Below are 13,796 nucleotides of genomic sequence, written 5' to 3'. Positions count from 1 at the left end.
GAGATAGAACTAAATACGAAGATGAAGCTGAAGCTGCAAAACAAAGAAAGATAGAAGTAAAAATTCAATTTAAAGAGAAAGATATAGAAGATGCAGTAGCAGAGAGAATGAAGAGCCAAAATAATAAATAGTAAAAAAATTAGGTGAAGTTTATGAATTTAAAAAAAATAAATTCCTTTATTGGAGATAATATGCAAAATATTATAAAAGATAAATTTAGAAATTTATATGATTATCAATCTGAAATAGAAAATAATTTTGAGCATAAAGTTTTTAAATTTGAAAAATTAAAAAAAGAAGGTTATAAAGAAGCTTTATGTGAATATTTGAGAAAAAATGGATATGGATATGCATATAAAAGCATTTTAGAGCTTGGAAATAATGATAATATTAAAATAGGTTATTATTTATTTACATCTGGACTGATTGATGATATAAAAGTGGAAATGACAATAGCGTCATTAGATAAGTACAAAGTATCTGATAAAGAATATAAAATAAAATATAAAGAGACTGAAGGTTTGAAATTAAATATTAGAATTTTGTATAGAACTAATATACCCATAAAAATAGAAACTTTAGATGTTGGACAAAATGATTTTTTAGATTATAAAATACAAAAAAATTATATTTCTCTAAATATCGATATTAAAGAAAATACAAAAATAAATTGTACAGAAAAGATAATAATATATAGAAGTTATGGAATTGATACGTTTGATTTAAATATAGAATGTCAAGAAAATAAGAAAAAATATAAAAATTTATATGATTTTAGTGACTATTTATTATTATGTCAAGATTATAAGGAAACGGCTTTCGAAATTTATAAAGAAAGAGAGTTTTGTAAATGGCTTGAAGATGTAGAATATATTCAATTTATAAATTATAAAAAAGCTAATAAATTAAGTAAAGAAACAGAGTATTCTAGTTTTTATTTATTTTGTTTAATGAACGGAATAGAAATTAACAAACATGAAATAAATATTGAAAAAACTCAAGAGGATCAAGTTGGTGTGATTATTGAAACAGAAAATAATGAAGAATCAATAAATGAAAATGAAGGTAAAGTTTCTGATAATGATAAAAATAATATTTCTGAAGATAAAGGTATAAAAGAAGATAAATCAGTTAATATAGTTGATACATCGAGTAAACCACAAGGCACTGAAGTTATTAGACCAAAAGGAGATGATGAACCTTATGATGAAGGCGGAGATATGACTACAAAAGAAAAATTTTTAAAAAAAATTAAAGAAATTCTTGGAAAATTTGGTCGTAAGAGTAAGAGAAAGTAGTGTGATAAAAAGATGGAGGATAGCAGAAATATATTAAAACGTATCTTAAAAAATAAAGATTACGATAAGGATTATATATTTTATGAATTAAAAAAAGAATCTATAGATATACTTACAGGAAAATTAGAAATAACTGAAGGCTGGATGGAAAAATTAAAAAAAATATTGAACAATGGCAAAAATATTTCAGTTGAAAGTAAAATAGTTTTTTCTTTGACCATGAATAAGGAATTAAATCTAAATGATCAAATAGGTTCATATAAAAAAACAGATTTATTAAGCAAATTACAAGAATTGAATTTTTCAATAATTAATGAAATTTATGATGAAATTTATTTTAATATTGATGGAAAATCATTATATAATGCAATATTTAGGTTATATACTCCGATTGATTTTAGAAAAAAAATTAAGGCCTTAGAAAAAAAATTAAATAATTTGACAAAAATTATTTTAGAAGAGAATAGAAATTGTAAACAAAAAATTATTGAAGTTGAATTCGAAAATATAAACGAAAGAGAAACATTACTATATAATTATGATTTTGAAAATTATTATTATTTTTACGATTTAAAATATGAAATTTATGATTTATTTAAACAAGAAAAATTAAATTATCAACCTTTTCATAAAAATGTATATGGTCCTGAAGTTTTATATTTGATAAATAATAAAAGTATATCCATAGAAGATATTGATACAGAATATGAAAGAGTATTATTATATGGTTTTGCTTATGAAATAAGTTCTGGTAGAATAAAAATAAATGCTAAAGATATAGATTCTAATGCTATAAATAGTTTAATACATTATAAAAAATTATTTAAGCCAAAATATTTTGATGAAATATTAAATCGCTTAGATTTACATGATAAAAGAGACTTAATAGAGATATCAGATATTAATGATTTAATATATAAAATTAGTATAGCTCAATCTGAAGATGAAATTTTTAGTTTATTAAAGTCTTCTAAAAAATTAATCAACTTAGATGATAATATAGATATATATGTATATGCAATATCTAAATCTTATGAATTGAATAAAAATAGTATAAAGATAGCTTTATTTTGTGAAGAATTATTAAATAAAAAACCAATTATATATTCTAATATAATTAATTATTTAAAATTAATTTATAAAAATGGTATTTATACTCAAAATACATTAGATACGATTAAATATATAGAAGCTATATCTGGCGAAGATTTATCTATAGATGAGTTAAGATTAAAAATAAATTTTGAAGAAGGAAATTTTAGTGAAAACTTTTTAGAAAGCCTAGTTAAAGTATATAATAAAAACAAAAATAAAAACTTTTTAGATCCTTATATAAATAAAATTATAAATACTGAAGAAATTAATTTAAATCATGATTGTATTTATATAATTTATAAATTTTATAAGAAATATAATGATATTAAAGCATTAGATAGATTATGTAAATATATGTATAAAAATCAATTAAGTTTAAATAAATATAATATAACAATAAAAGATATAGAATATTTAATTAGTTTTTATGAATTTAATGAAGTTAATATAGATAAGAGATATTTATTATTTTTAATGAGTTATTGTGAAAAATTTGAAGAAAAAGCAATTGATATTTTAATGGATATATGTAAAGAGTTAGAAGCAAGTGGTTTGAAGGAATATGATGATGAGATATTTCACTATATAAATTTATATAAATCAAAAAGTGACTATGTATATATTCAATATGTAAAACAATTATGCTTATTACCACTAGACAAATTAAGTCAAGAAAATATTAGTGAATTGACAGAGTTATTTTTAGAGGATAAGTTGTTAAATATAAATATACAAGTTATAGAAAATATAATTAAATATAATATTAAAATATCAAATAATATTGAGGCAGTTAAATGCATTTACAAATATTTGAATAGTCATAAAGAAATAGGAAATAATGATTTAATAAAGAAAATATTGATAGAAGAAAATAATAATATTGAATTTATAGAATGTATGTTAAAATATTTAAATTTAAATGATGTTGAAAATATAGATTTTATTTTAAATATAATAGCACAACAGTTATTTAAATTTGAAAAATATAGTTCTATTTTAGATATTTTTAAATTTTATATTAATAGAGAACAGTATACACAATGTTATAATATTCTAATTGAGTTTATTAAAAATGTTAATGAAATAGATGAGGTTAATTATGAATCTATAATTTTAAACATAATTAGATATTTAGATAAAGATAAACAAATAAATATTTATAATTCATTAATTGAGAGAAATGATTTACCTATAGAAATAAGAGAAGAGTTTTATCAATTAAATACTTGTGAAGATAATAAGTATGTTATTATAAATGCTTTTGAAGAAGATAAGACTGCTAGTACTTTAGCGAAATATATTACTTTGGATTATTATAAAAATAACGATGACAAATTTAAAGAAATTGCAAAAAAATATGCATTTGATGATGATGAAAATAGTTCATATGATCAAAAAATTTATGAGGTAATTTATAATAAAATAAAATCAAAATTTAAAAATGATAAATACTATGTTGAAGATTTATTACATAATATTAAGGAAAAAGATGACAAATTAATAAAAATAGAAGAATATATTGATACTTTTATGGATGAAGAATTTGACGAGCAGCATAGTATTTATGGTGAATATCTTGTTGTAAATCGTAAAGATGGTGAAGTATGTGAAAAGCTGTATTTAAAAAATATATTTGATAATAATCAGTTAAATTCTATTTTATTTAAGGATAATGATATAGAAAATATCATAAATGATTATTTTAATAAAATAAATATAAACTACACTTACTATCAATCTAATGAATATGAATATCCAATTAACTTATACATATTAAAAGAAAATGAGCTATTTGACTTTAATATGCCAAATTTATTTAGTAATATAATAAATAATTTATTGGAGTTAATTAAGCTACAAAAAAATCTAATTAGTAATGGAAAAATGATAAAATCTTTTACAGAGGACAGTTTTTTTATTTTTAAAAATGGTTTTATTCCTAGTGATTTTACAGATATAGTTGAGTTTGAGGAGGATTCTATTACTAGAGATTTACCAAAACAATATATGAATTATAATTTAGACAAAAAAGGAAATTACTATATTTTAAATCAAAAAAATATAATTATTATAATAAAACAGTATATAAAAATTATATTATTAAATATAAAAAAACAAGTAGATGATACAAAATTAATTGATAAATTTATTGGAAATATAGTAAATGACAACACTATAATTAGCTTAAATAATTTAATAGAAAGAATTATAAAATTTTTAAATATTGAAAATAAAGCTATAGAAGACTTAACTTATAAAGAGCGTTTAAATAAGTTTGAAGATTTATCAGATAAAGATAAAAAATCACTTATGGATGATATAGTTGATAGAGGAGATATTACTATTACTGCTAAAAGAATAATTTTGGATAATTATTCTAATGATATTGCTAATTTTGGATATTTTAAATATTTATTAAGTTGTATAAATGATTATAGAAGTGATTTAGACCAAAAAGACTTATTAGATATATATGAAAAGTTAAATTCTAATATAGATAAATTTACTTCAGATGAACTAGATAGTATTAGTGTAGAAATAGAAAATATGTATATTATTGTTAGAGAAAAAGTCAAAATAAAAATACAAGATATTAAAAGAGACGTAGAAAGAATTAATTTGTCTGAAGATACAAAAGGATATATCATTAGAAAAATAGAACAAATAAAACCTAGTGTATAAATAATTTTAAAAGAAAAAAATAAACCTCATTTTTTATTTTAATTTTAATATAGAGGTTTATTTTTTATTATTATGAAGCTTTAATATTTGTTGAATTTAAATTGAATAAATATTTTATTATAAAATACTCTTAATATGATATAATAATTAAATGAAATTTTAAAATAGAAATATCAGTTTAAAATTATAAATTAATAAATAAAAACCAAGAAAGGAAGATAACAATGAACTGGACAGAAGTAACTATAAAAACAACTACAGAAGCTGTAGAAGCCATAAGCAACATACTAATGGAAGAAAGATGCGGAGGAGTCATGATAGAAGACCCTAAGGACTTTCTATTCCAAAAGAAAAACGAACTAGACTGGGACTACGTAGAAGAAGAAGTATTCAACAAAAGCTGCCAAGACGGAGTTCTAATAAAAACTTACATACCAGAAGAAAGAAACGTACTAGAGCTTGTTGAAACTGTAAAGGCTAGAATATCTCAATTACCATCATTTGGATTAGATATAGGTGAAGGAAGCGTAACTTTAAGTAATGTTCACGAATCAGACTGGGCAAATGAATGGAAAAAATACTACAAACCAACAAAAATAGGTAAAAAAATAGTAGTAAAACCTAGCTGGGAAGATTATAAGCAAGAAGAAGGAGATCTAATAATAGAACTAGATCCAGGTATGGCGTTTGGAACAGGGACCCACGAAACTACTTCTATGTGTATAAGAGAATTAGAAAACTATGTAGATGATACAAAGACTGTTTTCGATATAGGATGTGGAAGTGGTATACTTGCAATTGCAGCAGCTAAATTAGGAGCAAAAGACGTCGTAGCAGGTGACTTAGATGAAGTAGCAGTTAAGGTATCAAAGGAAAACTGTGAAATAAACCATGTATCAGACAAGGTTACAGTTAAACACGGTTCACTATTTGAAGTAGTAGACTCAAAAGCTGACGTAATAGTTGCAAACATAATAGCAGATATAATCAAAATCCTTGCTAAAGATGTAAGCAAATTCTTAAAAGAAGACGGTGTATTCATATCATCAGGTATAATCCTTGCTAAAATAGATGAAGTATGTGAAAGCTTAACTGAAAATGGATTTGAAATAGTTAAGGTTGAGAGATTAGGAGAATGGTCAGCTATAGTTTCTAAACTTAAGTAGGTGAATTTATGGATAGATTTTTTGTAGATAAAAACAATATAGATTTAGAAAACGGCACATGTATAATAGAGGGCGAAGATGTAAAACATATATCAAAGGTTTTAAGATGTAAAGTCGGCGAAAAATTAGAAATATGTGACAAGGACAACTCTGAATACGTATGCGAAATAACAGATATAAGTAAAAATCAAGTCGATTTAAATATAATAGAAAAAAACGAAATAAAAAGAGAATCAGACTTAAAAGTAAAGCTATATCAAGGTCTGCCTAAGAGTACAAAGATGGAGTTTATACTTCAAAAGCTCACAGAGGTCGGAGTCGACGAGATTATTCTAGTATCGACAAAGAGAAGTGTAGTAAAGGTAGACGACAAAAAAGAAGGAAAAAAATTAGAACGTTGGGAAAGAATAATATACGAGGCGGCGAAACAAAGTAAACGAGGTAAGATACCTACATTGAGAGGTGTATTATCATTTGATGAGGCTTTAGAGGATATGAAAAACAACGACATGAATATCTGCCCATATGAAAATGAAAAAACTGTTTCTATAAAAAGCGCTATAAGAGGATCTGATATAAATAATATCGGAATTTTCGTAGGACCAGAGGGTGGATTTGAAGAGGAGGAAATACAAACTCTTCAAGATATAGATTCTAAAGTTGTATCACTAGGACCGAGAATACTTAGAACAGAAACGGCATCAGTAGTCGCTTCTTCCATAGTTTTATATGAATTAAGTGACTTAGGAGGAAATATTTAATGAAAAAAGTGGCATTTTATACTCTAGGGTGTAAAGTAAACCAATATGAGACAGAGGCAATGCTCGAGTTATTTGAAAAGGAAGGATACGAAAAAGCAGAGACAGAGGATTATGCAGATGTCTACGTTATAAATACCTGTACAGTAACTCATATGAGCGACAGAAAATCAAGACAATATATAAGAAGAGTTAAGAAAAAAAATCCAAATGCGATAATAGCAGTAGTTGGATGCTATTCACAGGTATCACCAGAGGAAATACTTTCAATAGATGAAGTAAACCTAGTAATGGGTACAAACGACAGACGTAAAATCGTAGAAGAAGTCAAAAAAATCGACTGCCATGCAAAGGTCAGCACAGTAGACGATATAATGAAGGTAAAAGCCTTTGAAGAAATCGAAATAAATAAAACTAACGGAAAGACTAGGGCCTTCATGAAAATCCAAGATGGATGCGATAGATTCTGTTCATACTGCATAATCCCATATGCTAGAGGTAGAGTCAGAAGTAGAGATTTAGAAAGTATAATACACGAAGTAAAAACTCTTGCAGCTAACGGCTACAAAGAAGTAGTGCTTACAGGTATACACGTAGCATCTTATGGAAAAGATATAAAGGACAGCGACGTGAAGCTTTTAGATGTAATAAAGAGCATCAACGATATAGACGGCATAGAGAGAATCAGACTTAGCTCAGTTGAACCTATACTATTTACAGATGAATTTGTAGAAGCAGTTTCATCTATGAAAAAGGTATGCCCTCACTACCACCTATCTCTACAAAGTGGATGCGACGAGACTCTTAAGAGAATGAAACGCAGATACAACACAGCAGAGTATAGAGAAATAGTAGATAGACTTAGAGCGACTATACCAAACGTATCTATAACTACAGATGTTATAGTAGGATTCCCTGGAGAAACTGAAGAAGAGTTCGACAAAACATATAAATTCCTAAAGGACATAGAGCTTACTCATATGCACGTGTTCAAATATTCTCCAAGAAAAGGAACACCAGCAGCAGTTATGGAAAATCAAGTAGATCCAAATACAAAGCACGATAGAAGTGAAAAGCTTCTTGAACTAAATCAAATAAACTTCAAAAAATTTGGAGAAAAAATGCTAAATAAAGAATTTAATGTATTATTTGAGCAAAAAGTTGGACATGATAAATACGAGGGCTTAACAGAAAATTACGTTAAGGTCGTAGTGCAAAGCGATAAAGATATAACAGAACAAATTTTAAAAGTAAAAATAATAGACGTAAAAAATGAATTCTTAGAAGGAATTTTAGTATAGTATGTAGAAATAAATATAATCAACGAAGGAGGTGTATAGGGGATGGACTGTTTATTTTGTAAAATAATAGCTGGAGAAATACCAGGAGATATAGTATATGAAGATGACAAGGTTTTAGCTTTTAATGATATAAATCCTGTTGCACCATATCATATTCTAGTAGTACCTAAAAAACATTATGATAGTATTTTAGACGTAAATGATGAAGATATGGATATTATTGCACATATTCACAAAGTGATTAATATAATAGCAAAAGAAAAAGGTTTTGCAGATGCAGGATTTAGAATAATAAATAACTGTGGTTCAGATGGTGGCCAAGAAGTAAAACATATTCATTTCCATGTATTAGCTGGTAAAAAGCTTCCAATGTATGAAAAAGAAGCTAAATAGTAAATTTTACTGATTTTTAAGTAAAGATTTTCTTGTATGTAAACATTTCATTTGTATATTTAATTAAAATACTTGATAAAAGTATAAATATAGTTTATAATATACAAGTATGAATTTGCAGAGGTTTTTGTAAGGGCCTTTGTGATTTTATACATAATTCGCGAAATCGGAGGGAGGGAAAAAGAATGTCAGAAGTAAGAGTAAGAGAAAATGAATCATTAGATAGTGCTTTAAGAAGATTTAAACGTCAATGCGCTATGTCTGGCATAATGTCAGAAGTAAGAAAAAGAGAACACTATGACAAACCAAGTGTTAAACGTAAGAAAAAAGCTGAAGCAGCTAGAAGAAAAAATGCTAAAAGATAGTAATATGAAATAAAGAGGTGAAGGGAATGTCCCTTAAACAAAAGTTACAAGAAGATCTTAAGTCTTCTATGAAAAACAAAGATAATACTAGAAAATCAGTAGTAACTTTAATTAGGGCTTCAATTAAGCAATATGAAGTTGATAATAGGGTTGAGCTAGGAGATGCTGAAATAACAGATCTTATAGCTAAACTATTAAAACAAACTAGAGATTCTCTAGGAGAATTCAAAAAAGCTAATAGAGATGACTTAGTAAGTCAAGCAGAAGCTGAAATAGAAGTTTTAAAAGAGTACCTACCTCAACAATTAAGCGAAGAAGAACTAAACGAAATCGTAATTTCTACTATATCTGAAGTAGGAGCTACTTCTATGAAGGATATGAAGAAAATTATGTCGTCTATAATGCCTAAGGTAAAAGGGCGTGCAGATGGAAAGCTAATAAATGAATTAGTTAGAAAAAACTTACAATAGATTAAAAGGTCTAGAATAAAATTCTAGACCTTTTTACGTTTCAAAAAATAGATATTTTTTCATAATTAAGATAGAATTAAATTATATAAAAAGTTTACTAATCAGGGGGAAGAAATATGTTGAAAATTTGTATTACAGGGGGACCAGGAGCTGGAAAATCATCGATTATGTCGCTATTAGAAAATATACTACAGGATAGAGGCTTTCATGTATGTATAGTGCCAGAGACACCTACAGAGTTGATTCTAACTGGGATTAAACCAGGTGATTGTATTTCAATGATAGATTTCCAAGAGTTTGTACTAGATAAGCAGTTAGCCAAGGAAAAGCTTTATGAAAAGATGGCCGACTATTGTGATCCAGATAAGCTGGTGATTTTTTATGATAGAGGAGTATTGGATTGTCTAGCTTATGTCGATAGAGATATTATGGAAAAAATGCTGCAACAGAGAAATTTAACGTTTTCTGAGGTTATGGACTATTATGATGCTGTATTCCACTTGGTAACTGCAGCTGATGGAGCAGAGGAATTTTATGTCTGGAATGATCCGACAAAAGAAGATGTTGGAAATAATGCTGCTAGAAGTGAGTCTCCTGAAGAAGCTATCGTAAAGGACAAAAGAACTCTAGAGGCGTGGATAGGACATTCACATTTGAGAGTTTTCGATAATTCAACTGATTTTTCAGGAAAGGTTGAAAGAGTTGTCGAGGAAGTATTTAATCTTTTAGGGGAACCACTACCTAAAAAAATAGAGAGAAGATTTTTAATCGAAAAACCGACTCAAGAGGATATAGATAAAATGGGATGCAGTTCTGCTTCAAATATAATTCAAACTTACTTAATTAAAAAGGACGAAAATATTGAGAGAAGAGTACGTCAAAAGGGAAATAAAGAAGAAGGATTTACATTTTATTATACTGAAAAAAGAGATATTTCAAACGTAGAGCGTATCGAAAAGGAATATAAAATTACTCCAGACGAGTATGTAGCTTATTTATCAGAGGCAGATACTTCGCTACACCAAATTTCTAAAGTAAGATACTGCTTTATATACAAAAATCAATATTTTGAATTAGATGTATATTCATTTAGCGAAGAGTATGCAGTTCTTGAGATAAAAATTAATGATATCGATGAAAAGGTAGAGCTACCACCATTTATTAAATTAGTCAAAGATGTGACTGGTGATAAAAATTATAGAAATAGCTCAATAGCTAAAAATCTAAGCTTTTAATAAAAAATTTATACAACCTATTTGATGAAGAATTAAAGTCATATATTATATATATCCTACATAATTATTATAAATAATTATTAGGAGAGTGAAGGACTTGATTATATCAGTAAAAGAAATAAAAAAATTTATTATATGTGTCTTGATTCCGATTTTAATAGGTTATTTGAGTTTTTTGATATCTACCTTAATATCACAAATATCATTTGAGATTCAATATTTACAGCTTATAAAGCCGGACTTTGCTCCAAGTAGCGGTGTATTTCAAATAGTATGGCCGATTTTATATGTTTTGATGGGGATATCATATTACATAGTAATAAAGTCTGAAAAGAGTACTCAAAAGATAAAGCAGGCTTCTTTTTTTTACTACCTTCAATTGGCATTAAATTTTTTATGGAGCGTTTTATTTTTTGGACTAAATTTAAGATTTGTAGCGTTAGTAGAAATTTTTATATTGTTGTTAATTTTGATGGCGATGATATATACATTTTTTAATGTAAATATAAAGGCAGCCTTACTTAATCTACCTTATTTAATTTGGATTACATATGCTATGATTTTAAACTATTTTATTTGGATATTAAATAAATAACCTGAGTAAATCTGACTACCTAAATAGAGGTAGTATTTTTTTATTTAAATATCACATTTATATATTATAAAATTCATAAAATATATGAAGAAATTAATTTTAAGGGAGGTATTTTATGGATATATCATCAGATTTACAGGTTGTAAAGCCGATTATCACTATAGTCAGCAATAAATTTTTGAGTGTAGAAAATTATTTAAATATAGTTGAATACGATAATAATTTGATAAGAATAAAAACAAAGGAAAAAATAGTTAAAATAACAGGAGATAAATTAGTTTTGAAATATATAAATGAGGGTGAAATAGGCATAAAGGGAATAATATATTCTCTAGAATATGTCGATTAGAGGGGGAAAAAAGTTGGTTAACTATATAAAAGGATATTATGTATTAGTTGTAGAGGGGATAGATACAGAAAAATATTTAAATTTTATCTGCAAAAATAATATTTCTATTTACAACGTAAACAGGATAAACAGGACAAAAGTAGAGTTTAGTGTATCTAGAAAGGATTTTAAAAAATTAAAAAATATATATAGAGGTAATAAATTTGATGTAAAAATAAAACAAAAGACTGGAATTCCATTTCTAGTAAAGAGAGTATATAGATATAAAATTATGTTACTCGCAGGTATTGCATCGCTTTTATTACTTCTAGCTACAACTCAATTTGTAACGGATATATACATAGAGTGTCCAGAGGGAATAGACAAGAAAGTTTTACAGCAGGAATTAAAGGAATGCGGATTAAAGCCAGGAGTCTATAAAAAAAGCATAGATAGAAAGACGATTAGAGATCATATAATGCAAAAAATAGATGAGGTAGCTTATCTATCTATAAATGTAAATGGAACAAATGTATTTGTAACAGTCACAAAAAAAGACGATGAAAAAACTCAAAAGGTAAATTCTAATTATTGCAATATTATAGCAGCTAAAAATGGTATAATAGAAAAAGTAATCGCTAGAAGTGGAGATGCAGTTGTATCAGTTGGAGATATAGTAAAAAAAGGAGATTTGCTTATTCAAGGCGCAAATACATCGTCTATGCCTGAAGTTTGGGCTAGTACTTTTTATGAAAGCGCTCAAAAAAAGCCTTACATAGAGACGCAAAATAAAAAGACAGGGCAGAGCAAAAATGTTTATACCATAACCTTCTATGATAATAAATACGAAATAATGAGAAATATAAAATATAAGAACTATGTAATTGAAAATAATACGAAAGAAATTAAATTGGGAAATTATACTTTTCCAATAAAAATTTTGATAAGTACGTTTTATGAGGTTGAGAAGAAAGATGTAAAAATAGACGTGGATAAGCTAAAAGAGGAATTGAAACAAAAGGCTTTGAAGGACTTGTACTATATAATGCCAGCATCGGCAAAGATAAGAGATGTAAATTATAAACATAAAGTAGACAAAAATATGTTAGAATATATTGTAACAGTACAAACAAGTGAAGATATATCAAAAGTATATTCTCTAAATAAAACAGAAATAAATAAAATTTTGCAAGAAAAAAGTAAAAGCGAAGATGGAGAGCCTATTCCATCTAATCCAGAAAAAAGACCTATAGGTGATGTAAAAAACGAGTACGATAAAAATAAAAAAGACGACAATAAACAAAGTAATCAATAAATTACTAATGATAAACATTTTAAGGAGGCATAAATTAGTTGATAGTACAAAAAAAATTTTTAATAGAAGAGCAAGAGTTTGAAAGACAAATATTTGGAAATTTCGACGAAAATATTAAATTAATAGAAGACACATTGAGTATCGATGTCATCTTAAGAGAAGGTAATATTGTATTAATGGGCGAAGAAAAAAACGTAGAATTAGCCTATAAATTGATGACAGAATTACAAGAAACAGTTATCAATGGGAAATCACTAGATAGACAATCTGTGACATACAGCTTATCTTTACTGCTAGAAGGCAGTGAGATGCAAATAAAGGAATTAGAAGATGTCATAGTAGTGACTAAAAAGGGAAAGGCAGTTCAACCTAAAACTTTAGGTCAAAAGAAGTATATAGAGCTTATAAATCAAAATGATATAACTTTTGGTATAGGTCCAGCTGGTACAGGTAAAACTTATTTGGCAGTTGCTATGGCGGTAAGTGCATTTAAAAAGGATGAAGTCAGCAGAATTATCTTGACTAGACCAGCAGTTGAAGCTGGAGAAAGCTTGGGATTTTTACCTGGAGATTTAAAGGATAAGGTAGACCCTTACTTAAGACCACTATACGATGCGCTATTTGATATGTTAGGTGGAGATAGAGTAAATAAATACCTAGAAAGAGGAACTATAGAAGTAGCACCACTTGCATTTATGAGAGGTAGAACTCTAGACAATGCATTTATAATACTAGACGAAGCTCAAAATACGACTCCAGAGCAAATGAAGATGTTCTTGACAAGACTTGGATTTG

Annotated in this window: 13 protein-coding genes; all 13 read left to right on the top strand. The window is 26.6% G+C overall.

Going from position 1 to position 13,796, the window contains the following annotated elements; genetic code table 11:
* Positions 1–152: 152 nt before the first annotated feature.
* Positions 153–1,298, top strand: coding sequence for a hypothetical protein (locus SPD90_RS13750; protein ID WP_320925607.1), 1,146 nt, complete (start codon positions 153–155; stop codon positions 1,296–1,298).
* Between the two features lie 12 nt (positions 1,299–1,310).
* Positions 1,311–5,075, top strand: a complete 3,765-nt coding sequence (locus tag SPD90_RS13745) for a hypothetical protein (RefSeq protein ID WP_320925606.1) — start codon at positions 1,311–1,313, stop codon at positions 5,073–5,075.
* 224 nt (positions 5,076–5,299) lie between these two features.
* Entirely contained in the window at positions 5,300–6,241 is a 942-nt protein-coding gene (gene prmA, locus SPD90_RS13740) for a 50S ribosomal protein L11 methyltransferase (protein WP_320624458.1), read from the top strand.
* An 8-nt stretch (positions 6,242–6,249) separates the two neighbouring features.
* Positions 6,250–7,002: a 16S rRNA (uracil(1498)-N(3))-methyltransferase gene (locus SPD90_RS13735; RefSeq protein ID WP_320925605.1), complete on the top strand. Its 753-nt coding sequence runs from the start codon at positions 6,250–6,252 to the stop codon at positions 7,000–7,002.
* Positions 7,002–8,300: a tRNA (N(6)-L-threonylcarbamoyladenosine(37)-C(2))-methylthiotransferase MtaB gene (gene mtaB / locus SPD90_RS13730; RefSeq protein WP_320925604.1), complete on the top strand. Its 1,299-nt coding sequence runs from the start codon at positions 7,002–7,004 to the stop codon at positions 8,298–8,300. The genes SPD90_RS13735 and mtaB overlap by 1 nt, the downstream gene beginning before the upstream one ends.
* A gap of 42 nt (positions 8,301–8,342) precedes the next feature.
* Positions 8,343–8,693, top strand: coding sequence for a histidine triad nucleotide-binding protein (locus SPD90_RS13725; RefSeq protein ID WP_290693057.1), 351 nt, complete (start codon positions 8,343–8,345; stop codon positions 8,691–8,693).
* 185 nt (positions 8,694–8,878) lie between these two features.
* On the top strand, positions 8,879–9,058 hold the full coding sequence (rpsU, locus tag SPD90_RS13720) for a 30S ribosomal protein S21 (protein ID WP_002844447.1): 180 nt from the start codon (positions 8,879–8,881) through the stop codon (positions 9,056–9,058).
* A gap of 26 nt (positions 9,059–9,084) precedes the next feature.
* Positions 9,085–9,528 (top strand): GatB/YqeY domain-containing protein, encoded by a 444-nt coding sequence (locus SPD90_RS13715; RefSeq protein WP_320624455.1) that lies wholly within the window; start codon positions 9,085–9,087, stop codon positions 9,526–9,528.
* A 116-nt stretch (positions 9,529–9,644) separates the two neighbouring features.
* Complete coding sequence (locus SPD90_RS13710; protein WP_320925603.1) at positions 9,645–10,763, top strand: AAA family ATPase; 1,119 nt, start codon at positions 9,645–9,647, stop codon at positions 10,761–10,763.
* Positions 10,764–10,860: 97 nt separating this feature from the next.
* Positions 10,861–11,358, top strand: a complete 498-nt coding sequence (locus SPD90_RS13705; RefSeq protein WP_320925602.1) for a TspO/MBR family protein — start codon at positions 10,861–10,863, stop codon at positions 11,356–11,358.
* 115 nt (positions 11,359–11,473) lie between these two features.
* On the top strand, positions 11,474–11,707 hold the full coding sequence (locus SPD90_RS13700) for a YabP/YqfC family sporulation protein (protein WP_320925601.1): 234 nt from the start codon (positions 11,474–11,476) through the stop codon (positions 11,705–11,707).
* A 13-nt stretch (positions 11,708–11,720) separates the two neighbouring features.
* Positions 11,721–13,001, top strand: coding sequence for a sporulation protein YqfD (yqfD, locus tag SPD90_RS13695; protein WP_320925600.1), 1,281 nt, complete (start codon positions 11,721–11,723; stop codon positions 12,999–13,001).
* Between the two features lie 38 nt (positions 13,002–13,039).
* Positions 13,040–13,796, top strand: a 757-nt coding sequence (locus SPD90_RS13690; RefSeq protein ID WP_320925599.1) for a PhoH family protein, incomplete at its 3' end; no start/stop codon positions are given.

The organism is Intestinibacter sp., from assembly GCF_034113885.1.
Lineage (GTDB): Bacteria > Bacillota > Clostridia > Peptostreptococcales > Peptostreptococcaceae > Intestinibacter.
Note: the sequence above shows the minus strand (reverse complement) of the source record. Positions and strands in the feature narration are given on the sequence as shown.

What these genes read in the sequence shown, in the direction of transcription:
- rpsU (WP_002844447.1), top strand. Translation starts at nt 8,879, where the DNA reads ATGTCAGAAGTAAGAGTAAGAGAAAATGAATCATTAGATAGTGCTTTA.
- prmA (WP_320624458.1), top strand. Translation starts at nt 5,300, where the DNA reads ATGAACTGGACAGAAGTAACTATAAAAACAACTACAGAAGCTGTAGAA.
- SPD90_RS13710 (WP_320925603.1), top strand. Translation starts at nt 9,645, where the DNA reads ATGTTGAAAATTTGTATTACAGGGGGACCAGGAGCTGGAAAATCATCG.
- SPD90_RS13700 (WP_320925601.1), top strand. Translation starts at nt 11,474, where the DNA reads ATGGATATATCATCAGATTTACAGGTTGTAAAGCCGATTATCACTATA.
- SPD90_RS13750 (WP_320925607.1), top strand. Translation starts at nt 153, where the DNA reads ATGAATTTAAAAAAAATAAATTCCTTTATTGGAGATAATATGCAAAAT.
- SPD90_RS13725 (WP_290693057.1), top strand. Translation starts at nt 8,343, where the DNA reads ATGGACTGTTTATTTTGTAAAATAATAGCTGGAGAAATACCAGGAGAT.
- mtaB (WP_320925604.1), top strand. Translation starts at nt 7,002, where the DNA reads ATGAAAAAAGTGGCATTTTATACTCTAGGGTGTAAAGTAAACCAATAT.
- SPD90_RS13715 (WP_320624455.1), top strand. Translation starts at nt 9,085, where the DNA reads ATGTCCCTTAAACAAAAGTTACAAGAAGATCTTAAGTCTTCTATGAAA.
- SPD90_RS13735 (WP_320925605.1), top strand. Translation starts at nt 6,250, where the DNA reads ATGGATAGATTTTTTGTAGATAAAAACAATATAGATTTAGAAAACGGC.
- SPD90_RS13745 (WP_320925606.1), top strand. Translation starts at nt 1,311, where the DNA reads ATGGAGGATAGCAGAAATATATTAAAACGTATCTTAAAAAATAAAGAT.